Annotated in this window: 19 protein-coding genes; 4 read left to right on the forward strand and 15 right to left on the reverse strand. The window is 71.3% G+C overall.

The features are described 5' to 3' along the window. Positions 1-100 precede the first annotated feature (100 nt). Both ACSU6M_RS33945 and ACSU6M_RS33950 read right to left on the reverse strand, forming a co-directional pair. A complete protein-coding gene (locus ACSU6M_RS33945; RefSeq protein WP_437075593.1) occupies positions 101-1576 on the reverse strand; it encodes an NAD(P)/FAD-dependent oxidoreductase in 1476 nt (491 codons plus the stop codon). 850 nt (positions 1577-2426) lie between these two features. Beyond that, positions 2427-3491 carry a polyprenyl synthetase family protein gene (locus ACSU6M_RS33950; RefSeq protein ID WP_437075594.1) on the reverse strand — a complete coding sequence of 355 codons (1065 nt, stop codon included), beginning with the start codon at positions 3489-3491 and terminating at the stop codon, positions 2427-2429. A 533-nt stretch (positions 3492-4024) separates the two neighbouring features. Between ACSU6M_RS33950 and ACSU6M_RS33955 the strand changes: the two genes are divergently transcribed. Both ACSU6M_RS33955 and ACSU6M_RS33960 read left to right on the forward strand, forming a co-directional pair. Then, positions 4025-4567, forward strand: coding sequence for a hypothetical protein (locus ACSU6M_RS33955; protein ID WP_437075596.1), 543 nt, complete (start codon positions 4025-4027; stop codon positions 4565-4567). Beyond that, a complete protein-coding gene (locus tag ACSU6M_RS33960; protein ID WP_437075598.1) occupies positions 4564-4746 on the forward strand; it encodes a hypothetical protein in 183 nt (60 codons plus the stop codon). The genes ACSU6M_RS33955 and ACSU6M_RS33960 overlap by 4 nt, the downstream gene beginning before the upstream one ends. A gap of 117 nt (positions 4747-4863) precedes the next feature. On the opposite strand, the gene pcaB is transcribed toward ACSU6M_RS33960, so the two are convergent. From pcaB to ACSU6M_RS34015, 11 genes are all read right to left on the reverse strand, one after another. Next, positions 4864-6300 (reverse strand): 3-carboxy-cis,cis-muconate cycloisomerase, encoded by a 1437-nt coding sequence (pcaB, locus tag ACSU6M_RS33965; RefSeq protein ID WP_437075599.1) that lies wholly within the window; start codon positions 6298-6300, stop codon positions 4864-4866. Then, positions 6290-8380, reverse strand: a complete 2091-nt coding sequence (locus tag ACSU6M_RS33970; RefSeq protein WP_437075601.1) for an FAD/NAD(P)-binding protein — start codon at positions 8378-8380, stop codon at positions 6290-6292. Before ACSU6M_RS33970 ends, pcaB begins: the two co-directional genes overlap by 11 nt. Positions 8381-8519: 139 nt before the next feature. Further along, positions 8520-8984, reverse strand: a complete 465-nt coding sequence (locus ACSU6M_RS33975) for a hypothetical protein (protein WP_437075603.1) — start codon at positions 8982-8984, stop codon at positions 8520-8522. An 11-nt stretch (positions 8985-8995) separates the two neighbouring features. Then, positions 8996-10027, reverse strand: coding sequence for a methyltransferase (locus ACSU6M_RS33980; protein WP_437075605.1), 1032 nt, complete (start codon positions 10025-10027; stop codon positions 8996-8998). A 234-nt stretch (positions 10028-10261) separates the two neighbouring features. Further along, on the reverse strand, positions 10262-11473 hold the full coding sequence (gene metK / locus ACSU6M_RS33985; RefSeq protein ID WP_437075607.1) for a methionine adenosyltransferase: 1212 nt from the start codon (positions 11471-11473) through the stop codon (positions 10262-10264). A 103-nt stretch (positions 11474-11576) separates the two neighbouring features. Next, positions 11577-13163 carry a class I adenylate-forming enzyme family protein gene (locus tag ACSU6M_RS33990; RefSeq protein WP_437075609.1) on the reverse strand — a complete coding sequence of 529 codons (1587 nt, stop codon included), beginning with the start codon at positions 13161-13163 and terminating at the stop codon, positions 11577-11579. 241 nt (positions 13164-13404) lie between these two features. Then, a complete protein-coding gene (gene wrbA, locus ACSU6M_RS33995; protein ID WP_437075611.1) occupies positions 13405-14025 on the reverse strand; it encodes an NAD(P)H:quinone oxidoreductase in 621 nt (206 codons plus the stop codon). Positions 14026-14052: 27 nt separating this feature from the next. Next, positions 14053-15048, reverse strand: coding sequence for a class I SAM-dependent methyltransferase (locus tag ACSU6M_RS34000; RefSeq protein ID WP_437075612.1), 996 nt, complete (start codon positions 15046-15048; stop codon positions 14053-14055). Beyond that, positions 15045-16202: a DegT/DnrJ/EryC1/StrS family aminotransferase gene (locus ACSU6M_RS34005; protein ID WP_437075614.1), complete on the reverse strand. Its 1158-nt coding sequence runs from the start codon at positions 16200-16202 to the stop codon at positions 15045-15047. Before ACSU6M_RS34005 ends, ACSU6M_RS34000 begins: the two co-directional genes overlap by 4 nt. Positions 16203-16207: 5 nt before the next feature. Continuing rightward, positions 16208-16777, reverse strand: a complete 570-nt coding sequence (locus ACSU6M_RS34010; RefSeq protein WP_437075616.1) for a cupin domain-containing protein — start codon at positions 16775-16777, stop codon at positions 16208-16210. Positions 16778-16810: 33 nt separating this feature from the next. Continuing rightward, positions 16811-17878 carry a type III polyketide synthase gene (locus tag ACSU6M_RS34015; protein WP_437075618.1) on the reverse strand — a complete coding sequence of 356 codons (1068 nt, stop codon included), beginning with the start codon at positions 17876-17878 and terminating at the stop codon, positions 16811-16813. Between the two features lie 782 nt (positions 17879-18660). Between ACSU6M_RS34015 and ACSU6M_RS34020 the strand changes: the two genes are divergently transcribed. Beyond that, positions 18661-19293, forward strand: coding sequence for an NAD(P)-dependent oxidoreductase (locus ACSU6M_RS34020; protein ID WP_437075620.1), 633 nt, complete (start codon positions 18661-18663; stop codon positions 19291-19293). Positions 19294-19297: 4 nt separating this feature from the next. Here the strand turns inward: ACSU6M_RS34020 and ACSU6M_RS34025 are convergent, their stop codons facing one another. Beyond that, complete coding sequence (locus ACSU6M_RS34025; RefSeq protein WP_437075677.1) at positions 19298-21073, reverse strand: acetyl/propionyl/methylcrotonyl-CoA carboxylase subunit alpha; 1776 nt, start codon at positions 21071-21073, stop codon at positions 19298-19300. A 1016-nt stretch (positions 21074-22089) separates the two neighbouring features. Here ACSU6M_RS34025 and ACSU6M_RS34030 point away from each other — a divergent pair. Further along, positions 22090-22875: a response regulator transcription factor gene (locus tag ACSU6M_RS34030; protein ID WP_437075622.1), complete on the forward strand. Its 786-nt coding sequence runs from the start codon at positions 22090-22092 to the stop codon at positions 22873-22875. A gap of 191 nt (positions 22876-23066) precedes the next feature. Here ACSU6M_RS34030 and ACSU6M_RS34035 read toward each other — a convergent pair whose 3' ends face one another. After that, the gene (locus ACSU6M_RS34035) at positions 23067-23804 is read right to left on the reverse strand and encodes a hypothetical protein (protein ID WP_437075624.1); all 738 of its coding nucleotides are present in this window, start codon (positions 23802-23804) and stop codon (positions 23067-23069) included. Positions 23805-24149: the final 345 nt, after the last annotated feature.

Here is a 24149-nt window from a genome sequence, read left to right on the forward strand (position 1 = left end):
CCACTCTTTTCATGAACGACAGTGTAGTTGTCCCCTGTCCAGCGGCTTCGGCCGGGCCGGGCATTGCGGACCGCAGCCGAACGGTGGGCGCGGCCGCAGGTCAGCCGCTCGTGCCGCTGCGCCGCGCCGAGGAGTTCACGGCCCGTGGCCGGGCCGGGCCGCCGGAGATTCCGGTGGCGGGGGCGGCCGGTGCGGCACGGCGGCGCCGGGCGCCCTGGCCGTGGGTGGTGCTGGGCGGGGCCCCGAGCACCGGCCGGCGCGGGGCGCGCAGCACCGCGCGCAGTGCGTTGCGGCGCGGTCCGGTGGCGGGGGCGGTGATGTTCTGCAGGCGGTCGAGCAGCAGCCGGGCCGCGTCCTCGTCGGTGGTCGCCGCCGCGGCCAGCCGGGCCGTGCGGTGCCGGCCGATGCGGGCGCGCAGCCCGTCGGAGGGCAGGTCCGGGCCGGTCCCCGCCGCGCCGAGGCTGCGCAGGCTGGCCTGCCAGGTGGGCGCCAGATGCTGGGCGAGGGCCTGGCGCAGCCGGAAGCTGATGCCGGTGGCGGTGCCGTGGTCGGTCAGCACATGGTCGAGGACGAGGGCGCACTGCACGGCGAGCGTCATCCCGTGGCCGTGGGCCGGGTCCAGGGTGATGAAGGCGTCACCGACGACGAGGAACCGGTCGGGCCAGCGGCGCAGCCGTTCGTAGTGCCGCCAGCGGTTCTCGGTGCGGGTGCAGGCGTAGACCGGGCCGAGGGGAGTGGCGGCCTCGATGACCTCGCGCAGCAGCGGATGGCGCAGCTCGCCCGCGGCGCGCAGCAGGCCCTCGTGGTCGGTGGGCGGCGGGCTGCCGTCGCGGGCGCTGAGCGTCACCGACCAGCGGCCGCCCTCGACGGGGTGCAGCACGCCCTGGCGGGGGAGGTCGGGGGTGCCCATCAGCAGCAGGCTGCTGAAGTCGGCGACATGGCCGACCGGAGGCGCGAACACGGTCGAGGCGTAGGTGGTCGCCGTGCGGACGGCCGACTCCTGGGGTGTCCGGTAGCCGAGTTCGGACAGCCAGCGGGGGGCGCGTGAGCCGTGCCCGCCGGCGTCCACCACGAAGTCGGCGGGAATCAGGTGCCGGGGGCCCCAGCCGCCGGGTGCCCGCCGGTCACGGCCGCGCACCCACACGCCGGTGACGGTGTCGCCCCGGCCGGGGGCGAGGGAGACGGCCTCGAGCTCCTGGAGGAAGGTCACCTTCGGGTCGGCGTACAGCCGCTCGCGTACGACGGCGTCGATCAGGTCGCGGCCGGCGCTGAGCAGCGTGAGGCCGGCGTCGAAGCGGGGCAGCCAGCCGGCCGGGCCGAGCAGCAGCATGTCCTGCGGCACGCGGACGCGGACCGCGCCGGCGCCGGTGAGGTCGGCGACGATGCCCGGGAACAGCTGCTCCAGGCCCTGGTGCGCGGCGGGCATGAGGGTGTGGGTGTGCCGGGCCTGGGGCACGCCCCGGCGCCGCCCGGATCCGCGCGGCGGCCGGTCGCGCTCGATCACGGTGACCCGGTCCATGAAGTTGGCCAGGGCGCGGGCCGCGGTGAGCCCGGCGAGACCGGAGCCGATCACCACGGCGTGACCGTGGCCGCCGGCCCCGCCGACGGCTCCTGACTCCCGTCTCAACTCCCGCCCCCCTCAAGCATGTTGGATCCATCATGCGGGGTGCGCCCCCGTTGCGGCAGGGAATTACGAGCCGCGCCGCATGGCCGCCCGCCCGCCCACGGCACCGGCGCCGCCGCACCGTGCCGGGGCGCTCGGCACGACACGCCTGGTGGGCGGCGGGAGCCGCCGCGACCCACGGCAGCGGTGCCGAGCCCGGCCGCGGGCCGATTCGAGCGACCGTCCGGCGATCCACGAGCAGACCTCCGGCAGACATCGAGCCCACGACACCGCACGCGGGACCACCACGACCGCCGAGGGGGCCGGGGGCCGGCCACACGACCGGGGCCACGGATCGCCGCACGGCGGGTGTCACCGAATCGACCGCGGCTGCGGACACGGGGGATCACCGCATCCGGCGCGGCTGCCGGCATAGCGGGACCGCCGCCGAACCCCCCGCGGTTGCCGGTCCGGCAGAGATCACCGACCCCCCCCCGCGGCTGCCGGCATGGCGGGGACCGCCGCATCCGCCGCGGGCCCGGTATCGAGGGGTCACCGCATCGACCGCGGCTGCGGACACGGGGATCGCCGCATCCGGCGCGGCTGCCGGCCCGGCAGGGATCGCCGCCGAACCCCCCGCGGCTGCTGGCATAGGAGGCACCGCCGACCCCCCCCCCGCGGCTGCCGGCCCGGCAGGGCCGCCGCGGCTGCCGGCACCGCAGGGACCCTCGGCGCCATCGCGCTCACCGGCACCGTCCAGAACCGTCCGCACCACCGCGGCCGGCGGGGCCGCCCCGCGGTCCCCGGTGGGCCGGTAGCGGTCTCACGCGTCGCGGTAGGCCACCCACTTGGCCATGTTCTTCAGCTCCTCCCGCCACACCGGGTCGATCGGGGCGTCGGCGATGGCCTTGCAGCCCCGCTCGACGAGGCCGGCGATGTGCCGCTCGACGTCGTCGGGGACCTTGGTCTCCAGGAGGTGACGGCGCACGTCGTCGGCGCTGTGCCCCGGCTCGGTGATCAGGGTGTGGATCGACTCGTCGCGCTGCATCGCCCAGCCCAGCAGGAGCGTCATCTTGTGCTGGCTGAAGTCGAGACCGGCGGGCTTGCCGGTGGTCGCGGAGTCCCCGAAGGCGTCCAGCAGGTCGTCCCGGAGCTGGAACGCCTCGCCCACCGCCTCGCCGTACTCCGCGAACGCGGGCGCGAGATCGGCGCGGCCCGCCACGCTCGCGCCGACGAGCAGGGGCCGGTGGATGGTGTAACGGCCGGACTTGATGACGGCGATCAGCCGCGACAGCCTCGGGTCGACCGAGAACTCGGCGGCCGCCACCACGTCCATGTACTGGCCGATCAGCACCTCGGCGCGCAGCCTGTTCCACTCCTCGACGGCCGCCACCGGCGCCTCGGTCATCAACTCGTCCGCGTAGACCAGGGCCAGGTCGCCGACGATGACGCCCACCCCCTCGCCGAACCGGCGCGACTCGCCCTGCCAGCCCCGCTCCTGGTGCACGGCGGTGTGCTTGGCGTGGACGGTCGGCAGTCCACGCCGCTGGCTGGAGTCGTCCAGGATGTCGTCGTGCACGAGCAGCGCGACGTGCAGCATCTCCAGGGCAGCCGCGGCCGCCACGATCCCTCGGTCGTCGGGGTCGCCCCCGGCCGCGAGATGACCGGCGATGCAGAAGGCGGGCCGGACGCGCTTGCCACCCGACGCCATCAGCTCGGACAGCGCGTCGAAGGGCACGACCGACCGTTCGTCCACCTCCGCCCACGTGTCCCGCCCGGCGGAGAGCTGGGACCGCAGCCGGTCCTCCACGCGCTGCAGCAGGTCGGCGCTGGTGCGGCGCGCGAGGTCGGCCCCCTGGCCGGCGTCGTTGGTCACGTCGGGAGTCACACAAATCTCCTTGAGTAGATGTACGGACATCGGTGCACCAGCAAAGCGGTGACGCTCAGCCGGTGCCGCAGGGCTCGGCCGCCGCGGGCCCTGACTTCAGGTGACCATGCCGACTTGGGGCGAATCTGGAGTTCCCCTTTAGCGACGATCGACTGCGCATAGTGAACGTTGACACCCCGAACGAGCGCGTGGAAGCCTCCTTGTGCACCCATAGTTTCACGCCTTGGCCGCCGCATGGGCATGGAACGCGAGCACCGTATCCGCCGCACACATCAGGGCTGGCACGCGCCGGACCAGACCCGACTTTCTGCGCCGAAATTCCCCGGACGGTCCGTTCATCGGCGAGCGGCGTCCTTTCGGTGATTCTCGGCGTCTGCGATCAGCATGGGGGAATCTCTGTGTTTCCGGGATGGTCGCGGGACGAGCCACGACGTGAAGGAGCCTGAATGGTGTATCACTTATGCCTCAGAAATCACAGCCAGGAACTCCCCGCAGCCACCGGGTCCGTCCTCTGCCGCTCCTGCATCAGGCAAGTGGAGAGCAACCTGCGCGCGCTTCCCGGCCTGTACCAGGAGAGCCTGCACCACGTAGCACCCATCGCCCGGCGGGTGAACCAGACCAGAGTGTCCGGCAGCCGCAACCGGGACCGCCTCGACCTGTCCGTGCTCGACGCCAGGAACAACATCATGACCATTCTGGAGTCATGGTCGGTGTTCGTCACGGAAAAGCTCGGAAATGACGCCCCCGCGCGATCGGTGCCCAACCTTTCGCGCTTTTTGCTGCGCCATCTCGAATGGCTCGTCGCACAGCCTCCGGCCGCCGATTTCGCCGACGAGATCGACGGCCTGAGACTGGAATTGCTGCACACGATCGACCCCGCTCCGGGTGAACATCACGTGTCCAGCAGGGAGTGCGTCGTGGACGACTGCACAGGGACGATCAACACCTCACCGCAACGTATCGGAAACACAGGAAAGAGAAGCATCCAGTGCAGCTCGGGACACACATGGGAAATGCACGAATGGATCACTCTGCGTCCGCTCATGGAGCGGCAGCGGAAGGCCGTCAGCACATGAGCAGACCGCCACGCCACCGGCTGGTGCCCACGAACGTGGCCGCCCTCGCCGCAGGTGTGTCCGAGGCGACGATCCGCAAGTGGGTCAGCCGCGGCAAGATCACCCGGTACGGCAGGCCGGGCCGCTCCGAGTTCGACATCGACGAACTGACCCAGATCGCGCTGAGCCGACAGCGCTGACACCACCGCCACATCACAAGTCGTAGCATCCGCGCAGGTCGGCGGGGTACCTGCGGGTGTGACCACGACTACCCGATCGTCGGGCGCCAGTCAGCGGCGCCCGACGATCGGTGCTTGTCACCCGTGCGCCGAGGGCAGTGGCCGGGACAGCGCGCGGTCCGTCAAGGCACCGGCCGCCCCGGTGTACGCCTCCGGCTCGAACAGGTCGGTCAGCCGGGCGTCGGCCGCCAAGGCTGCCGCCCGGTCGTCCTGCCGCAGCACCTCGGCCAGCGGCTCACCGGTGCGCGCCGACCGGGCGGACGCCTCGTTCAGCAGCTCGCGTGCCCGCGCCTTGCCCAGCAGCGGGGCGAGGACGGCAGCGATCCGCTCGGACACGATCTGCCCCCCGGTGAGCTCGGTGTTGGCGCGCATACGCGCCGGGTCCACCGCCAACTGGCCGACCAGTTCCACCGCCTGGTGCGCCGCCCCGCCCGCCAGCCGCAGCAGGGCGCGCAGCGGCTCCCACTCCGCGTGCCAGGCACCCGCGGAGCGCTCGTCCTCGCTCGGCAGACAGCCCAGCACCGTCGCCGCGAGCTGCGGCGCCTGCAGCGCGGCCGACCTGATGGCCGTCGCCAGCACCGGGTTGCGCTTGTGCGGCATCGCCGAGGACGCCCCCCGCCCACTGGGCGCCGGCTCGTGCACCTCACCGACCTCCGTCCGGGTCAGCGACAGCACATCGACGGCGATCTTGCCGAGCGCGCCGCACACGAACGCGGCGGCCACCGCCACGTCCACGACCGGCGTACGCAGCACATGCCACGGCACCAGCGGTACGGCAAGCCCCAGTTCGGCGGCGAACGCCTCCGTCAGCTCCCGCACATACGCGGCCCGGTCCACGCCCGGCGCGAACTCCAGATACCCGGCCAGCGTGCCGGCCGCCCCACCGAGCTGCACGGGAAGCCCACCGGCGCTGAGCCGGTCCAGCTTCTCCACCGCGTCCAGCAGCAGATGCCGCCAGCCCGCCGCCTTCAGACCGAAGGTCGTGGGCACCGCGTGCAGGGCCAGCGTCCGGCCCGCCATCAGCGTGTCCCGGTGCTCGGCCGCCAGGACGGCCAGCGCCCCCTCGACGCGCTCCAGGTCCGCGCGGATCAGCCCGAGAGCCCGCCGGGCGACCAGCACGCTCCCCGTGTCGAGGATGTCCTGGCTGGTCGAACCGCGATGCACATACCCGGCCGCCTCCCCGTCCTGACGGGCCACCAGCGCGGTGAACTCCCGCACCAGCCCCACCACCGGGTTGGCGGACTCGCGCGCCTGCCGCGCCAGGGCGACCAGGTCGAGCCGGTCGGCCCGCGCGGCCTCGGTGATCACCCGCGCGGCCGCCTCGGGCACCGTCCCGAGCCGCGCCTGCGCCCGGCTCAGCGCCGCCTCGGCATCCAGCATGGCCTGCAGCCACGCCCTGTCGGACACCGCCGCCGAGACCGGGGTGTCCGCCCACACCGGAGACAGCAGACCGGCCTCCGGCGCCGCCCCGAGGCCGGGCGCCGCGTCCGCGGCGAAGCCGATGTCAGAGGGCATGGGTGAGTCCTCCTGTGAGGTCTTTCCGTCCATACGCACCGACCCCGCCGGCCGGCACGCCCGCGCTGTCGCCTCCGTCCCGCTCGACCGGGCTGCCGGCTTCGCCCCGCTCGACCGGGCTGCCGGCTTCGCCCCGCTCGACCGGGCTGCCGCCTTCACCTCGCTCGGCATCGCCCTCGAACCCGAGCGCCGCGCGGGCGATGGCGTCGGAGTCGGTGAGCGTCACGGAGTTCACGCCCGGCCGGATACCGGCCGCCGTCACCCAGTGCACCGACTCGGTCGGCACACCGAACGCGAAACGGCGCGGATGCGCCCGCCCGTCCGCGTCGAGCAGACGGAACGGCCGCTCGGTGACCGCCAGTCCGTCGGTCTCCCACCAGCCGCCGTCCCGCGTACGGATGCGGTATCCGCCGCACTGCCCGGTCGCCAGCAGATGCCGCAGCAGCGGATCGCGCGTGCGCCGCAGCGTGATGTCCGGCAGCCGCGCCTCGACCAGCGCCTCCACCCGCACCTCCGAGCCCGGCACGAGCGGCGAGGAGGCCAGATATCCGCCGGAGCCGGCCACCACCCGCAGATCGGGGCCGACCACACGCAGCACACCGGCCTCGATCAGGGCCACCATCTCCTCCACCCGGCGGGCCGGCGGACCGATCGACAGATACGCGTTGAGCGGCGTGTACCAGCCGTCGAGATCGGCACGGTAGGAGTCACCGTGCAGCCCGCCGTGATCGACGGCCAGCCGGATCTCGTTGCGCAGATCCCGCAGCACATCGAGCGCCGCCTTCACCGGACCGCTGACGTTGCCGGAGCGGGCCTCGGCCACATCCTGGCGCAGATGGTCGAGCAGCCAGCCGGTGAAGTCCTGCGGCCCGCTGAACTCCCGGTCCCGGTAAGGGCGGGCGAGCAGGTCCCAGTCCCAGCGGTCCTTGTCCTCCAGGCCGTACGCCGTGAGCACCGCGTCGGTGTCCCGCGCGCCCCAGCCGGCCGCCAGGAAGTCCTCCTGGAACCGCCGCGCCTCCTCGGTGTGCCCGCGCGAGACGAGCAGCGTCCGGTAGTAGACGGTCTCGACCTCGCGGGCGATCAGCGGCCACAGATGCTCCTGGAAACCGAGCCCGGTCCGCCCGTGCGCCCGGCGCAGCGCGGCGATCCGCTCGACCGTGAGCAGCAGCGGTTCATGACGGCCGTGCGGGCCCTTCTCGTTCTCGCCCCGCGCCTGGTACGGCACACCGCGCCGCGAACCGGCGTACAGCCGCGGCTCCTGCCCCGAGGGCCGGTACACCAGCCGGCCGCCGGTGCGCGCGTAGGAGCCGCCGCGGCCGACGGTGAGCTCGGTCATGTAGTCGAAGAAGTTCAGCCCGAGCCCGCGCAGCAGCACCGTTCGGCCCGGCGCCAGCCCGGTCAGGTCGACGTCGGCGGGATTGGCCGGCGCCACATGGGTCAGACCCGCCTCCCGGACCCGGTCGAGGAACTCCCGCTCGGCGGCGTTAGCCGCGGCCGGCAGATGGCCCTGGCACAGGATCACCGCGTCCAGTCCGTCCAGCACCGTTCCGTCGGCGAGCACCACCCGCTGGCGGGGTCCGCCCGGCGCGTCGGGGCCGTCGTCCAGGGACACGGCGAGGCCGGCGTGCGCGGTGACCGTCAGTCCGGCGGGCGCGCGTTCCAGCACCCGCCCGTACACCCACCGCAAGTAGTCCCCGTAGAAGGCGCGCGTCGGATAGGTGTCGGGGCCCAGCGTGCGGGCCTCCTCGATCACATGGGCCGGATGGTCGTCGCCGAACTCCCCCGCGAGCAGAGCCACCGACCACTCGTACAGGCTCGGGCCGGGTTCCAGGGGACCGCGAAGGTCGACCGAGGCGTCGGTGAACACCGAGATCTGCCCGGCGACCGTGTTCATGAGCAGGTGACGAGACTGGTCGGTGCGCCACACTCTGCCGGGTCCCGGCGGGTAGGGGTCGACCACATGGACATGGGTGGTCCGTTGTTCGGGCTGTGAGCGGGCATTGGCGCACAGTCGCTCCAGCACGGAGAGCCCGCGGGGACCGGCGCCTATCACGCACACAGTGCGATGTGTCGTAGTCATGTTTCCTGTCTCTGCCGATGTCGAGGAACCGAGCCGGGCCGTGCGGGACCGCGCTGGACCTTCAAGGCGTCGAACAGACAGGTGCGTACGCCGTGACGGCCCGCCGGACAGCACCGGCGGGCCGTCACATGAGGGCGGGTCAGCCCAGGTAACGCTGGATCGTCGGGCTCAGCAGCTGGATCAGCTCCTCGCTGGAGGCCGACGCGATCGGTTCGAGCTTCACGATGTAGCGCAGCAGGACGACACCCCACACCTGCGCCGTCGCGGCGTTGATGTTGATCGGGGGCACGCCGATGTGCGCGGCCGCCTCGTGCAGGTCCATGCCCTCCACGCCGATGGCCTTGCCGGCCTGCGCGAACAGCTGCTTGTCGAGGAGCTGGCGCATCGCTGCGGCGCCCTGCTCGCTGTTGACCGCGGCCTGCAGCACACCGAGGAGCCTCGGCCGGGCCTGGGGGTCCTCCCACATGACGAAGGCGGCGCGCAGCAGCCCCTCGGCCAGCTGCTCGCGCGCGCCGGCCAGGGCGGTGGCACCGGCCTCGCCGAGCACCCCGCCGAGCTCGTTCACGGCTGCGGTCCCGGTGTCGGAATCGAAGGTTGCGGACATGTCTCCTCCTGTCAGGCGAGCTTGGTGGCGGACAGAACGGCTTCCACGGTGAGGGCGTGCGGCGGCAGGTTCGCCGGGTCGTCGGTGACGGCCTTGGTCACCTTGAAACCGGCCTCTTCGAGCCAGCTCTGCCACGTCGAGAGCTTCTGCGGGCCGCCCTGGCCCATCGTGCAGCCGATGAAGAAGCTGGGATAGAAATCGACGGTGTAGTTCTCGGTGTCGGTGATGTCCTCGGGGAACACCGGAACCAGCGCGTGCACCTGCGCACCGGGCTCCAGGGAGTCGTACACGCCCTTGAGGATCCGCAGTACGTCGCTCTTGTCGAACATGGGCAGGAAGTGCTTGATCAGCACGACGTCGAAGCCCTTGGGAACCTCTTCGAAGACATCGCCGCCGATGAACGCGCAGCGGTCCTCGACGCCGTGCGCCCGGAAGTTCTCCAGGCTCTCCTGCTCCTTCGCCGGAAGGTCGAAGTTGGTCACGTGCAGGCCGGGGGAGTCCTTCAGCCGCAGCGTGTTGATGGCCCCGAGCCCGGTGTTGCCGGCCAGGTCGAGCACCTTGGACCCGGCCGGGATGTCGACGTTCTCGAAGAACCAGGGGTCCACATGGGCGGTGACGGTGTTCATCAGCTTCGCCCACGGCTCGCGCAGCTCCGGCAGCTTGCCCAGTGCGCTGTAGAGGTCACCGTCGAGGCCGTACAGCTCCTTCAGACCGGCGACCGTGCCGGTGCGCACGCTCTCGGTGAGGTAGAACAGCTGGCGCAGCGTGACCGCCTTGATCATGTTCAGGTCGGCGAGGGCCTGCTGGAGCAGCTCGTCGGAGACACCGGCGAGCCCGTCCAGGGAGTAGGCGCCGGATTCCTCGTCGCGGGCGACGAAGCCCTCCTTGACCAGCAGGAGCAGCAACTGCTCCACGGCGTCCGGCTTCGCGCCGGCCACCTCGCCCAGCTCGGCCGCCGTCAGGCCGGGCCGGTCGCGCAGCGCGTCGATGATGCCCAGCTCGAAGCAGGACACCAGGGTCATGAACCGGGAGGGTCCCACCATGTAGTCACGGAATCGAGCGAGCGTGGCTTCCGGTGTCATAGCAACCGAGCCCTTTCGGTGAGGGGAAGTGGTCTGTTGTGCAAGGCGCCCGGCAGACCCCGCCGGCCGGTCGGCCGCGGTCGGGCCGACGCGGCACGAGGCGAGCGGCGGGGGAGTGAGCGGGGAGCGGCGTGACGGGGGTGGCGCTGCTCCCCGCCGGCTTCGGGGCGGCGCCGACCGGCGCGGGCGGGCGGGTCAGCCCGCCTGGACCGCCTGGCGCAGGGCGTCGGCGCGGTCCGTGCTCTCCCAGGTGAAGTCGGCCAGCTCACGGCCGAAGTGGCCGTAGGCGGCGGTCTGGCCGTAGATCGGGCGCAGCAGCTTCAGATCCCGGATGATCGCCGCCGGGCGCAGGTCGAAGACCTCCCCGATGGCCTTCTCGATCCGGTCGATCCCGACCTTCTCGGTGCCGAAGGTCTCCACGAACAGCCCCACCGGCTCGGCCTTGCCGATCGCGTACGCCACCTGCACCTCGCAGCGGGAGGCCAGGCCCGCGGCGACCACGTTCTTGGCGACCCAGCGCATCGCGTACGCGGCCGAACGGTCCACCTTGGACGGGTCCTTGCCGGAGAAGGCGCCGCCGCCGTGGCGGGCCATGCCGCCGTAGGTGTCGATGATGATCTTGCGGCCGGTCAGGCCCGCGTCACCCATCGGACCGCCGATCTCGAAGCGGCCGGTCGGGTTCACCAGCAGCCGGTAGCCCTCCGTCTCCAGCTTGATGCCGTCGTCGGCGAGCTGCGCGAGGACGGGCTCCACCACATGCTGGCGGATGTCGGGCGTCAGCAGCGCGTCGAGGTCGATGTCGCTGGCGTGCTGCGAGGAGACGACGACGGTGTCGAGGCGGACGGCCTTGTCGCCGTCGTACTCGATGGTGACCTGCGTCTTGCCGTCGGGCCGCAGATAGGGGACCGTGCCGTCCTTGCGGACCTCGGTGAGGCGGCGCGAGAGCCGGTGGGCCAGCTCGATCGGCAGCGGCATCAACGTGGGTGTCTCGTCGGTCGCGTAACCGAACATCAGACCCTGGTCGCCGGCACCCTGCTTGTCCAGCTCGTCCTCGTCGCCCTCGACCCGCGACTCGTACGCCGTGTCCACACCCTGCGCGATGTCCGGGGACTGCGCGCCGATGGACACCGACACACCGCAGGAGGCGCCGTCGAAGCCCTTCGCGGACGAGTCGTAACCGATCTCCAGGATCTTCTGCCGCACGAGCGAGGCGATGTCGGCGTACGCGGACGTCGTCACCTCGCCCGCGATGTGCACCTGACCGGTGGTGATCAGGGTCTCCACCGCCACGCGCGAGGCGGGGTCCTGCTCCAGCAGCGCGTCGAGGATCGTGTCGCTGATCTGGTCGGCGATCTTGTCGGGGTGTCCCTCGGTCACGGACTCCGAGGTGAACAGGCGGCGAGACATGGCACTCCAAGACATGGGTGGGTGAACACAAGGAAAAAGCGCAGGTGGTGCGCCCGGACCCCGGGTCCGCGCACACCACCTGCGATCAGGTCGGGCACTTACCTCACGTGCGGTCCCGGATCCGGTCCTTGAGCCGGTCCGCCAGAGCCAGCCGCTGCACCTTCAGCGTGGCGGTGCGCGGCAGCTCGGCCTCCGGGATCTGCACCGGATCGGCCAGCTGCGGGAAGTCGGCCACGGCCGCCCGCCAGCGCGCCAGGTCCAGCGGCCTGTCGCCATGGGTGCAGATCACCGGGACCGCCTCGGAGTCGGGCCCCTGCACCACGACCAGCTCGCTCAGCTCGTCCAGCTTGCCGAGCACGACGTCCTCGATCTCCAGGGAGCTCTTCACCCCCGGGATCATGTCGACCTCGCGGTCCAGCATGTGCAGGCAGCCGAACTTGGTGAAGTAGCCGACGTCGCCGGTCCCCCACCACTCGCCCTTGCGGTTGCTGTCGTAGCGCTCCTGCTCGCCGTGGTACGTCTTGGCGATGCCCGGCCACGCGACCTCGATACGGCCGGGGTTCTGCTCGGTCGGACGCGACCCGTCGCGGCTGACGACACGGACCTTCGCCGCGCCCAGCGGCATCTGCCAGCCCACGCACCGCCCGTTCGCCTTGTGGGCGGAGTGACGGAAGTAGGCCCGGCCGACCGCGGGCCCGACCTCGCTCTGGCCGTAGATCTGGAAGAACAGGGCGCCACGCCGGTAGGACGCCTTGAGCAGCTTGCTCATCGTGCCCGGGTGGATCGCGTCGAAGGTGCTGCTGAAGACCTTCACCGACCCGAACGGCGCCCGCGGGTCGTCGGCCAGCCCCTCCCACTCCATCAGCGAGTTCGGCAGGGCCTCGATGAGCACCGGCCGGTGCTCCAGCAGATGCTCGGCGACCACGGCCGGATCCGTCTCCCGCATCAGCAGGACCGGGTACTCCTTGAGCAGCGCCAGCGACATCGCCGCGACCATCCGCGAGTGCACGAACGGCACATGGATGGCGACCGTCTCCTTCTTGCGCAGCAGGGACAGCAGCCGCCACTGCGGCACGAGCCGGATGCCCTGGGTGCGCGGCGTGTGCACCACGAGCTTCGGGATGCCGGTGGTGCCGGAGGTGTGCGTGATGACCGCGGCCTCGTCGATCGGCCGGACCACCGGCTTGACCCGCGGCGAGCCCGCGAGGTCGCCCAGCGAGATCGACCCCGGCCGGTCGCCGGCCGAGGTGATCACCCGCTGGGTGAGGTCCGTCAGCGGCACGTCCGCCAGCAGATCCAGCTTCGTCCCGTCGGTGAGCAGCGTCGGCCGCCCCACCCGCTGCAGCAGCACACCCACGGTCGCGGGGTCCAGGGCCGGCGAGAGGTTCACGACGATGGCGCCGATACGGGAGACCGCGGCCGCGAGCATCCAGTGATCGGCGTTGGCCGTCTTGTAGATCACGACGTGGTCGTCGGGCCGGACCCCGGCCGCCCACAGCCGTGCGGCCAGATCGGCCACGTGCTCGGCGTACCGGGCGACCGTCAGCCGCCGCCCCGCCTCCGGCAGGACGTCCAGGTCATGGTCCAGGACGATCGGCGTCGACGGGTTCACGGCCGCGGCCATCTCCGGCAGGAGGCCGATGTGAAGACCGCGCTTCTGTATCGATTGGTAGGCCACAGAGCCCTTCATGGGGACTGTCTCCTTTGCGGTGAGCGAATGGGCGTGCGGGCTGTCGCCGGCGCCGTGCGCGCTGTGCGGAACACACGACGGACACCGGGGACGCTGCGGCCCGTTGTGGATTGCGGGTGCCGGAACTGGCCGCGGAAAAGGCCGTGGCGGTGGCCGCCGGCAGAACCTGCCGGCGGCCACCGCCACGACCGGGGCTTCGACCCGCCGGCTCGCCTCGACCGAGGCGACGCCGGCCTACGGGTCAGGAGGCGCGGCCCGCCTTGATGGCGGCGGCGAACTCCACGACGCGGCGCGCCTGGTGACGGGCCGCCTCCAGGGTCACCTCGCTGGGGCCGCCCAGGCTGCCGCCCGGCCCCGAGACGTGCGAGACGCCGTACGGGTTGCCCGTCTGGGAATGGACCGGGTCGGTGTAGCCGGGCGGCACGATGATGCCGCCCCAGTGGTAGAAGGTGTTGCTCATCGCCAGGATGGTGGACTCCTGACCGCCATGGGCGGTACCGCTCGCGGTGAAGGCCGAGCACACCTTGTCGGCGAGCGTGCCCTGCTGCCACAGCGGACCGGTGGTGTCGATGAACGCCTTCAGCTGGCTGGCCAGGTTCCCGAACCGGGTCGGGGAGCCGAACAGCAGCGCGTCCGCCCAGGCCACGTCCTCCAGAGCGGCCTCCTGGACATCGGCGGTGTCCTCGATGTGCCGGGCCCACGCCGGATTCGAGCCGATCGCCTCCGGCGGAGCCAGCTCACGGACCTTGCGCAGCCGCACGGTCGCACCGGCCTTCTCCGCGCCCTCTGCGGCGGCCTGCGCCAGGGCGTGGATGGTGCCGGTGGCGCTGTAGTAGATGATCGAGACGTTCACGGGGGCCATCGGGGCTCCTTCTGTGTCTGCCGGCCGCTACCGGGCGACGACGACGGTGGCGGGCGGGGCCGAGTGGAACGAGATGTCCTCGAAGCCGGCCTTGACGAGCCAGTCGCGGTAGTCCGCCTGGCGCCAGGTGCTGCCGTGCTTGCTCTTCAGCAGCATCTCCGAGGCGAAGATCAGCGGGAACGCGGGGCCACTGCGGTCGTCGTCGACGACGTAGTCGCAGACCACCAGGGCACCGCCCGGCTTGAGCGCCTGCCGGAGCCTGGTGAACACCTCCACGTTGTCCTCCGGTCCCTCCTGGTGCGCGATGTGGGAGTAGACCGCCACGTCGTACTGCGCGGTGCCGAAGTCGGTGGTGTGGAAGTCACCGTTGACCGTGGTGAACCGGTCGCCGACACCGTGCTCGTCCAGCAGCCGGCGGGCGATCGCGTTGATCGGCTCCCAGTCCAGCTGCGTGGCGCGGGCCGCCGGATTGCTCTGCAGCCAGATCCGCGAGTAGATGCCGGAACCGCCGCCCACGTCCAGGATCGACACCTCACCGGCGTCGGCCAGACCCAGCACCTCCGCGGCGATCCCCGCGGCCGGCACCGACTGCGCGGCGATCGCCTTGACGATCTCCTCCCAGTGCCGGTTGTTCGCGACCTCCACGACCACGTCCTTGACCGGCCCGCCGACCTTGACCACCTCGGCCAGATCGGCCAGCGCGCCCATGTGGCTCAGCTTCAGCCGGGCGAAACGCGCCAGCGACACGGGAGTGTCCTCGACCAGGTAGAGCGCGGCCTCCGGCGTATTGCGGTAGCGGCCCTCGACCAGCTCGACCAGGCCCACACTGACCAGCCCGTCGAGCAGCGTCTGCGCGCCCCGCTCGGAGATCTCGGCGCGGGCGGCCAGCTCCGACGCCGTGCCCGCACCGTTCTCCAGATGGGTGAACAGCGAGTACGTGGACGCGGCGGCGAGGACACCGGTCGACCAGTAGCCGTTGATCAGCTGCATGATGCGGTCGGGCGTCACCTGTTGATTCGTCATGCCGCCCCTCCCAGGGCTCGGTTGGACGCCGAGTGGGTCCGCACCGCGCGGCGCAGGGCGGCCACGACGCGCTCGACCTGATCCGGCGTGAGCTCCGCGTGCATGGGTATCGCCATCTGGCGGGCGAACAGATCCGCCGAGACGGGACACGTCTGCTTGGTCTCGAACACGGGCTGCACATGCGCCGCGAACGTGCCGTGCCCGCAGCCGATGCCCTGGCCCCGCAGCTCGGCGGCGACCGCGGCACGGTCCACGCTCGCGTCCAGCGTCACCATGTACGTCTGCCAGGCGTGGGTGCGGTCCTGCGGCACCTGCGGCAGCGCCAGCAGCTCCTCGTCGGCGAGCAGCTCGCCGTACTGCGCGGCGATCGCACTGCGCCGCTGGAGCAGCTCGTCGATCCGGCCGAGCTGCACCTGGAGGATCGCCGCGGCGATGTCGGACAGCTTGAAGTTGTAGCCGATCTCCGTGAACGTCGGGATCGGCAGGCCGACCACGTTGCCCATGTCGAAGATGGAGCCGATGCCGAAGGACGAGCGCAGCCGCACGTCCTTGCCGACCGCCGGATCACGGGCGAGCAGCGCACCGCCCTCACCACTGCTGGCGCCCTTGCGCCCGTGGAAGGACAGACAGCCCACCTCGGCGAGCGCACCGGCCTGACGGCCCTGGTACGTCGCCCCGACCGCGCAGGCCGCGTCCTCCACGAGGAACAGCCCGTGCCGGTCGGCGATCGCCTGCAGCTCGGTGTAGTCGGCCGGCATGCCGACCGTGTCCACCGCGATCACCCCGACGGTGCGCGGGGTGACCAGATCGGCCACCGCCTGCGGGTCGATGGTGTACGTGTCGGGCCGTACGTCGGCGAAGACCGGCGTGGCGTCCATGTAGCGCACGGCCTGCGCGGGCGCCGGGAACCCGTAGTCGGCGACGATCACCTCGTCGCCGGGCTTGACGCCGAGCGCCAGCATCGCCAGATGCAGCGCGGCACCGCAGTTGCTCACCGCCACGGCGTCCGCGACACCGTACTTCTCGGCGAGCTGCGCCTCCAGCGCCTTGCCCTTGGGGCCCTGGCCGGCCGGCCAGCCGGAGGCGAACACCTCCGCGACGGCTTCCAGTTCCCGCTCACCCAGGCTCGCGTGAACCAGGGGGATCGATTCCACCGCGGTCACCTCCTCTTCTGCTGCTCGTTCGTTTCCTGTCCGGGGATCCAGGTGGCCGACGGCGGGTCGTAGCGCAGCGGCGTCAGCTGGGTGACGTCGTAGCGCTTGCGCATGTCCTCCACGGCCGCCGCGTCGACGGCGGTGCCGCGCGACCAGATCTCCGCGATCTCCTCGAAGTAGTCCTCGTGCACGGGCGACGGGAAGCACTGGAAGAGCATCGTCACCGGCTTGTCCGTGGCGTTGCGGAAGGCGTGCGGCATGCCCGGGGGCACGAACATGCAGCCGCCCGCGCCCGCCCGCACGACCTTCTGGCCGTCGGCGGACACCCACTTGTGCCAGTCGCTCTCCGTGCGCTCGGTCGGCTCGAAGCACAGCAGGTCGAGCTCGCCGTCCAGGACGTAGAAGAACTCCTGGGCGTCGCCGTGCACATGCGCTCCGACGTCGAATCCGGGTGGCACGAACACCTCGAAGATCGACACGGAGGAGCCCATCTCACGGGTGGCCTTGAAGGTCACCTCCTGTGCCGGGGTGATCAGTTTCCGCCCCGCCCCCGCCGGAAGGATGAGGTCAGTCATACGTCTCGCTTCCTTGTTCCCTGCGAGGGGGCTTCAGAGGATGATCTGGGCGGACTCGTCGGCCCAGGTGCCCAGGGCCATCTCGGCGGTGATGCCGGGGCCGAATCCCGCGATCAGACCGGTGGCACCGGGCGCCGGGGTCTCCTCCTCCATCAGTCGGCGGGCGGCCTCCAGGACGACGGCGCTGGCGATGTTGCCGTACTCGGTCAGGGTCGACCAGCTGTGCCGGAACACATTGCGGTCGACCTCCAGGAACTTGGCGAGGTCGTCGAGGATGCGCGGACCGCCGGCGTGGATGATGTAGAAGTCGAGCTTGCCGGCGTCCCAGCTGTGGTCCTTGGCCAGCTCCCGCAGCACCGGCGCGAGCGGCTCCATGGTGCCCGGCACGCGGCGGTCCAGCTGGAAGTGGAACCCGGTGTCCTTGACGGCGTAGGAGATCCAGTCCTCGGTGTGCGGGATCAGGTAGGAGGCGTTGCGCTCCAGCTCGATGCCCGTACCCCCGTTGCCCCGGACGACGGCGGCGGCGACCGCGTCACCGAACAGACCGTCGGACAGCAGCGAGCCGATGTCGTCGGCGGTCGGCTGGTAGCACAGCGAGCACAGCTCGCAGGAGACGATCAGCACGTTGCTGCCGGGGTGGGCCATGCAGAAGTCATGGGCCCGGTTGATCGCCGCCCCGCCGGCCGCGCAGCCCAGCTGGGCGATGGGGATCTGACGGGTGTCGGAGCGGAAGCCCAGCGTGTTGATCAGCCACGCGGTCAGCGACGGCATCAGGAAGCCGGTGCAGGACACGTAGATGATCGCGTCGATGTCACGGGCCGACAGGTCGGCGTTCTTCAGCGCCTGCTCGATGACCTCGGGCGTGCGCTTCTTCGACTCGACCTCGTAGATGCGGTTGCGCTCCTCGAAGCCCGGGTGCTTCAGCGTCTTCTCGATGGGCTGGACTATGTGCCGCTTCTGCACGCCCGTGTTGCGGATCAGACGAAGCGCTAAGGGAAGCTGCGGCTTGCCGGCGTGCGCCTGTTGGGCGAATTCCAGCGTCTCTTCCACGGTGATGATGTACTCCGGCGCACTCATCGCCGGCTTGCATAGCCTCGGCATATCTGAATCCACTTCTTTTGGGAGTCTCGACTGCAAGGGCAGTTGGGACGTCGAGCGGATGGCAGGCCGATCGCCCGCCTTCCTCGGTGGTTGTCGACGGGTTTCTTCACGGTGGCCCGGAGGCGCCCGCCGCTGAGGAGGCGGGCAGATACATCTCCCGGTGGAAAGCCGTACGCCCCTGACATCTGTCAGGGGCGTCGACGGCGAGGACTTCGGCTGCGGGAGGAGTTCAGACGGCTGTCGTGGGGGCTCGGTCCCGCCTGTCAGAACGGCGGATACGAACTCAATCCACTACCTTCCGGCTGTTTTTGGGCAGCGAAGGTGTGAGGGAATCGTGACACGTGCGGAGTACCGCAGCCAAGGCCGCTCTGGGTGACCCACCTCACAGTCCACCGGTTTTCCAACCGGCGTCGAGCAGCGCCAGACGGGCGCCCGATCCCGGCCCCGGACACCCGGAGCCCGCTCGGCCCCCCGCCCGCGCCTCCGGCCCCTCTACGAGCGGCATCGCCCCGCGGCGGCGGCATCGGCCCCGTCCGGGCCCCATTACCACGGGCGCGCCCGCCATCCTCAAGAAACAGCCCGATTCCGGCCCAGCGGCCCTGGAGCGCCGGGGAGGCGCCGGGGGGGGGCGGGGGGGGGTGACGAGAGGTGGCGAGAGGTGACGAAGGGATGGTGATGTCATGTTCATGACAAACACGGAGACGGGTGCGTATCCGCTCGCGCTGAGGGGGAGCCATGTCAGTGCCTACTCAACCCACCCGACCAGGAGACCCGGAGAAGCCATGAAGCTCGCCGTTTTCGGCGCCACGGGAGGCATCGGCCAGGAGATCGTCCGGCAGGCACTGGACGCGGGGCACCAGGTCACAGCAGTCGTACGAAACCCTGCCGGACTGACCGTCACCGGCGAGGCCCTGGAGGTGTTCCGCGCCGACCTGACCGACCCCCGCGCCGTGCGCCCCGCGGTGGCCGGCCGGGAGGTGGTCCTGTCCGCCCTCGGTGCCCGCAGCCGCAAGGACGCCGGCGTCGCGACCCGGCTCACCCGCACGGTGCTGCGCGCCATGGAGGCGGAGGGCACCCGGCGCCTGCTGGTCGTGAGTGCCGCTCCGGTCGGCCCCGAGCCGAAGGACGACGGCCCCCTCGACCGTGTCGCGCGCCGCGTCGTCTCCGCCGTCCTCAAGGACACCTACGCCGATCTGCTGGAGATGGAGGCCGAGTTGGCCCGCAGCGCCACGGACTGGACGGTCGTACGCCCCCCGCGGTTGCAGAACAGACCGCTCACCGGCCGGTACCGCACGGTCGTCGGCGGGTTCCCGGCCAAGGGCCGCTTCGTGTCCCGCGCGGACGTGGCCCACGCCATGCTGGCGATGGCCGACGACCCGAGGACGGTGAAGCAGGGGATAGGCGTCGCCTACTAGAGCCTCAGTCCTTGATCTCGCAGATGGGGGCGCCGGAGGTGAGGGAGGCGCCGACGGCGGCCGTGATGGCCTCGACGGTGCCGTCCTTGTGGGCGTTGAGAGGCTGCTCCATCTTCATGGCCTCCAGAACGACGATCAGGTCCCCCTGCTTGACGCTCTGCCCCTCCTCGACGGCGACCTTGACGACGGTGCCCTGCATGGGGGAGGTGAGGGTGTCACCCGAGGCGGCGGGGCCGTGGGCGCGGGTGGTGCGTCGTGGCGGGCGGGCGCCGGCGGCCGGGCCGGTGCGGGTCCGGGACAGGACCAGGGAGTCGGGCAGGGAGACCTCCAGGCGTTTGCCGCCGACCTCGATGACGACGGTCTCCCGGCCGGCGTCCTCCTGCGCCGGTGTGCCGTCGGCGGGCGCGGTGAACGGGGGGATGTCGTTGGTGAACTCGGTCTCGATCCAGCGGGTGTGCACGCGGAAGGGCCCGTCCTGGCCGTGGAGTTCGGGGGCGAAGGCGGGGTCGGTGACGACCTTGCGGTGGAACGGGATGGCGGTGGCCATGCCCTCGACGCGGAACTCGGCCAGGGCGCGCGCGGCGCGCTGCAGGGCCTGCTCACGGGTGGCGCCGGTGACGATCAGCTTGGCGAGGAGGGAGTCCCACGCCGGGCCGATGACCGAGCCGGACTCCACGCCCGCGTCCAGGCGGACACCGGGGCCGGAGGGCGGGTCGAAGCGGGTGACCGTGCCGGGGGCCGGGAGGAAGCCCCGGCCCGGATCCTCGCCGTTGATACGGAACTCGAGGGAGTGGCCGCGCAGGGGAGGGTCGTCGTAGCCGAGCGGCTGGCCGTCGGCGATGCGGAACATCTCGCGGACCAGGTCGATGCCGGTGACCTCCTCGGTGACCGGGTGCTCCACCTGGAGACGGGTGTTGACCTCCAGGAAGGAGATCGTGCCGTCCTGGCCGACGAGGAATTCGCACGTGCCGGCGCCCTCGTAGCCGGCTTCCTTGAGGATGGCCTTGGAGGCGCGGTACAGCTCGGCCATCTGCTGGTCCGTCAGGAAGGGGGCGGGGGCCTCCTCGACGAGCTTCTGGTGGCGGCGCTGGAGGGAGCAGTCACGGGTGGAGACCACGACCACGTTGCCGTGCTTGTCGGCGAGGCACTGGGTCTCCACGTGGCGGGGGCGGTCCAGGTAGCGCTCGACGAAGCACTCGCCGCGGCCGAAGGCGGCCACCGCCTCGCGGACCGCGGAGTCGTACAGCTCGGGGATCTCTTCCAGGGTGCGGGCGACCTTCAGACCGCGGCCACCGCCACCGAAGGCGGCCTTGATGGCGATGGGCAGGCCGTGCTCCTCGGCGAAGGCGACGACCTCGCCGGTGCCGGAGACAGGGTCGGCGGTGCCGGCGACCAGCGGGGCGCCCGCGCGCTGCGCGATGTGCCGGGCGGCCACCTTGTCGCCGAGGTCCCGGATGGCCTGCGGCGGCGGGCCGATCCAGATCAGCCCGGCGTCCAGGACGGCCTGGGCGAACTCGGCGTTCTCGGAGAGGAAGCCGTAGCCGGGGTGGATCGCGTCGGCGCCGGACTCCTCGGCGGCCTTGAGGACCTTGCCGATGTCCAGGTAGCTGGTGGCCGGGGTGTCACCGCCCAGGGCGAACGCCTCGTCCGCCGCGCGGACATGCAGAGCGTCCCGGTCCGGGTCGGCGTAGACGGCGACGCTCGCGATCCCGGCGTCCCGGCAGGCACGGGCCACGCGGACAGCGATTTCACCACGGTTGGCGATGAGCACCTTGGTCAGCATGTCGGCTCCTGTATGTCGGTCGGTCCGGGTGACGTCGAACGCGTCGACCCTCTGGGCGATGTGGCGGGTCTGCGCACCGGGGTGAACACCGCGTCGGCGCCCATGCCGTGAGCGCGGTGACGTCGGCGCCCGGTTGACGCCGCCGGCCAGGACGCGGACGCCGCCGATGCCCTGCGCGGTGGTGTGCAGGGCGTCGAGAGCGCGCCGGACGGCGTGTTGCCGCGTTCCATGCGCAGGGCGGCGAGACGTTCGCCGCGCTCCTGCGGTTCGTTCGTGTGAAGAATCTCTCCGAGGCGGCCGTCCCGCCGCCCGCGCGCCGCACCGGGCGCGTCGAAACCGCTCGGTGGTACGGCAGAGCCGCCCCGCCGATCTTTGTGGCGCTGTGACACGTCTTCGCCGAGGAGGGTGGTTTGCATTCCGCGGGGCGTGCACCAGCCAATGTCACGCAGTAGTGCGCGGGCAGCCAATTGTTCGGGCCGCCGGCCGTACTCGATCAGATCTCCGAGTGGGACAGGACTGCGGTTCCACCGAGATTAAAGCGATAGACATGCCTGTTCCATAATGACGCTTATCCTCTTCACTCGAGCAGGGTCTGTCAAGGGAGCTCAAGGAGTCCTGACGGCGCTCTTGAAATAACCACCGGACGTGAAACATGACCGTCTCGGTGCAGGTTCCCTCAAGAAAAACACGTGCCCACATACGACATTCATGGGCAAACCGGACATCTCCCTGGCTTGGGCGATCCTTCGTTTCGGCCAAAACATTAGGTGGGCATTGAAATAGCAGTCCGGTGTCCTAAGACTGTTGGTGCGTTCACAAATTCAGCGAACGGCTGATCGGCGGCAATTCGAACCGCCGGGAATGTGCCACCAAAGGGGGAGTGCATTCGTGCACGTGTCATTCCTTTCCCATGGAGCGCCTTGCGCTTTCGGGGTTCCGTCCAGCATCGCCACATGCTGATCTCGCGCAACATCTCCATTGCAGCTCAGGGTGCGAAAACCGAAAGGTAAACGATGCGCGTGCTTTTTGTGCTGGGTGACGGCTGTGAGCCGGAATTTGGTACGCGAAAACTGAAGCGGTACGGGAACAAAATCTTCTTCGCGCACTCGGCGCAGCAGGCGCTGGCCATGCACACGGAAGCGGATTTCATCATCATCGATCTCGGGCTGACCGATGCGGACGGGCTGGAGGTCTGCCGGGCGATCCGCCAGGTCAGCGATACGCCGATGATCGCGGTGACCGAACAGGGCGACGAACTCGAGCGGGTGCTCGGTCTGAAGGCGGGAGCGGACGACTGCATCGACCGCGGCTGCGGCATCCGCGAGCTGGTGGCCCGGATCGAGGCCGTCACCCGGCGCAGCAGGGCGCGGCACGGCCCTTCCGGGAGCATCGTGTACGGGCCGCTGCGCATCGATCAGTCGGCCCGCGCGGCCTGGCTCGCCGGCGAGCCGATCAACCTGACCCGCAAGGAGTTCGACCTGCTGCTCACCCTGGCCTCCCGGCCCGGTGTCGTCCTCACCCGCAAGGAGCTGATGTCCCGCGTCTGGAACGACAGCTGGACCCGGGGACGGACGATCGACACGCACGTCAACAGCCTGCGGAGCAAGCTCGGTTCGAACAACTGGATAGTGACCGTCCGCGGGGTCGGCTTCCGGTTCGGCGAATGCGTCATGGACGCGCCCGCGCTCCCGGAGACTTCGGACACGACGGTGCCGGCCGGGCACCACCGTGCCGCTTCGCACGCCGTACCGCCCGCGGCCAGGCGGTCTGACCCGGCGCCCGCGGCCCAGGCGGTCTGACCCACGCACCCCCGGCCCAGGCGGTCTGACCCCATCCGTGGCCCAGGCGGTCTGACCCCATCCGTGGCCCGGTCGGTCTGCCCCGCGCCCGTGGCCCGGTCGGTCGACCCGCATCCGTGGCCCGGTCGGTCTGCCCCGCGCCGGCAGGCACAGCGGCAACCCGCGGCCAGGCGGCCCCCCCCCCGCGGTACCTACGGTCCGGGGCGGCGGCCGCGTTCGGCCAGGGACTGCTGGGCGTCGCCCGCATGGTAGAAGGTCCGGCCGGCCGTACCGCGGCGGCGGCGCCAGCCCTTCTCGCTCGCCAGCCGGTACACGGTGCCGCGGGGCGCCTGCCACAGCCGGGATATGTCGGCCGCGGACAGCCACAACGAGGTGGCGGCCGCGGCGGTGCGCAGCGTGTCTCCGGCGGTGCTCCCCGGTGTGCGCTGCCGGCCGTCGTTCCGGGCGAGCCACTCGTGAAGTGCCCAGCGATGGCCGGGCGTAGCGGTGCAGACCACCTCCGGCGGCGTCCGGGAGTCCTGCACGGCCCGGACCACGAGGGTGCCCTCGCACCCCGCCAGCGGGCACCCGCCGACCGGCAGGCTCCGCTCGGACGGCGTGTCCACCACCCGCGCGGCCGCGCGCATCAGTCCCGCCACCTCCTCGACGAGGTCGCCGACGGCCTCGTGGCCGGACAGCCAGTCCAGGTGACGTAACAGGAATCCGGCGAGGGCGGGAACCTCGCGCCGCGGCGCGGCGGCGGCGCACTGCTCGGCCACCAGACCGCTCCAGGAGGCGAGTACGCGGGTGATGGCCGCGCGGGTCTCCACGGCCGCCGTATTGAGCGGCATTCCGGGCATCGTCTGGCTGGAGGTGTGCTCCTCCCAGCGCCGGGTCCGGGAGCCCGCGAGGACGCGTCCGCACTCCTCGTACGCGTCCGGAAGCGCCACCAGCCAACGCGCCAGCCGTCCCGTGCAGCCGACGCAGAGCCGCGTTCTCCCTCGTGCGCCGGCGGTCCCGGCCGGCGTTCGGCGCCGCATTTCCCCGCAGCGGGGATTGGGGCAAAGAGCTTCTTCTTGTGCCGCGTGTCCGGTGTTCGACTGCCGCATCCGTGACTCCTTTCCGCGCGTTTTCGGTCCGTCGGCCATGATGGCCGCCGAATCAGCGCCGGAGATCAGCCGTGCCGGAAACATGGCGAAGGCGTGCACGAGGCTGTTCACGAGCTGCACCGGGTTGTCGGCCGGTGCAGAAAAAGCGCCCGCGGCGCTGACACACAGCGGTGCCGCGCTTCACAG

The sequence above is a fragment of the Streptomyces sp. enrichment culture genome, from assembly GCF_964272895.1.
Lineage (GTDB): Bacteria > Actinomycetota > Actinomycetes > Streptomycetales > Streptomycetaceae > Streptomyces.

Excerpts from the sequence above, each read along its gene's own strand:
- pcaB (WP_437075599.1), bottom strand. The coding sequence starts at position 6,300 with ATGCCCTCTGACATCGGCTTCGCCGCGGACGCGGCGCCCGGCCTCGGG.
- ACSU6M_RS33970 (WP_437075601.1), bottom strand. The coding sequence starts at position 8,380 with ATGACTACGACACATCGCACTGTGTGCGTGATAGGCGCCGGTCCCCGC.
- ACSU6M_RS34020 (WP_437075620.1), top strand. The coding sequence starts at position 18,661 with ATGAAGCTCGCCGTTTTCGGCGCCACGGGAGGCATCGGCCAGGAGATC.
- ACSU6M_RS33990 (WP_437075609.1), bottom strand. The coding sequence starts at position 13,163 with ATGAAGGGCTCTGTGGCCTACCAATCGATACAGAAGCGCGGTCTTCAC.
- ACSU6M_RS34030 (WP_437075622.1), top strand. The coding sequence starts at position 22,090 with ATGCGCGTGCTTTTTGTGCTGGGTGACGGCTGTGAGCCGGAATTTGGT.
- ACSU6M_RS34000 (WP_437075612.1), bottom strand. The coding sequence starts at position 15,048 with ATGACGAATCAACAGGTGACGCCCGACCGCATCATGCAGCTGATCAAC.
- ACSU6M_RS34010 (WP_437075616.1), bottom strand. The coding sequence starts at position 16,777 with ATGACTGACCTCATCCTTCCGGCGGGGGCGGGGCGGAAACTGATCACC.
- wrbA (WP_437075611.1), bottom strand. The coding sequence starts at position 14,025 with ATGGCCCCCGTGAACGTCTCGATCATCTACTACAGCGCCACCGGCACC.
- ACSU6M_RS33980 (WP_437075605.1), bottom strand. The coding sequence starts at position 10,027 with ATGGTGGGACCCTCCCGGTTCATGACCCTGGTGTCCTGCTTCGAGCTG.
- ACSU6M_RS34015 (WP_437075618.1), bottom strand. The coding sequence starts at position 17,878 with ATGCCGAGGCTATGCAAGCCGGCGATGAGTGCGCCGGAGTACATCATC.
- ACSU6M_RS33975 (WP_437075603.1), bottom strand. The coding sequence starts at position 8,984 with ATGTCCGCAACCTTCGATTCCGACACCGGGACCGCAGCCGTGAACGAG.
- ACSU6M_RS33960 (WP_437075598.1), top strand. The coding sequence starts at position 4,564 with ATGAGCAGACCGCCACGCCACCGGCTGGTGCCCACGAACGTGGCCGCC.
- metK (WP_437075607.1), bottom strand. The coding sequence starts at position 11,473 with ATGTCTCGCCGCCTGTTCACCTCGGAGTCCGTGACCGAGGGACACCCC.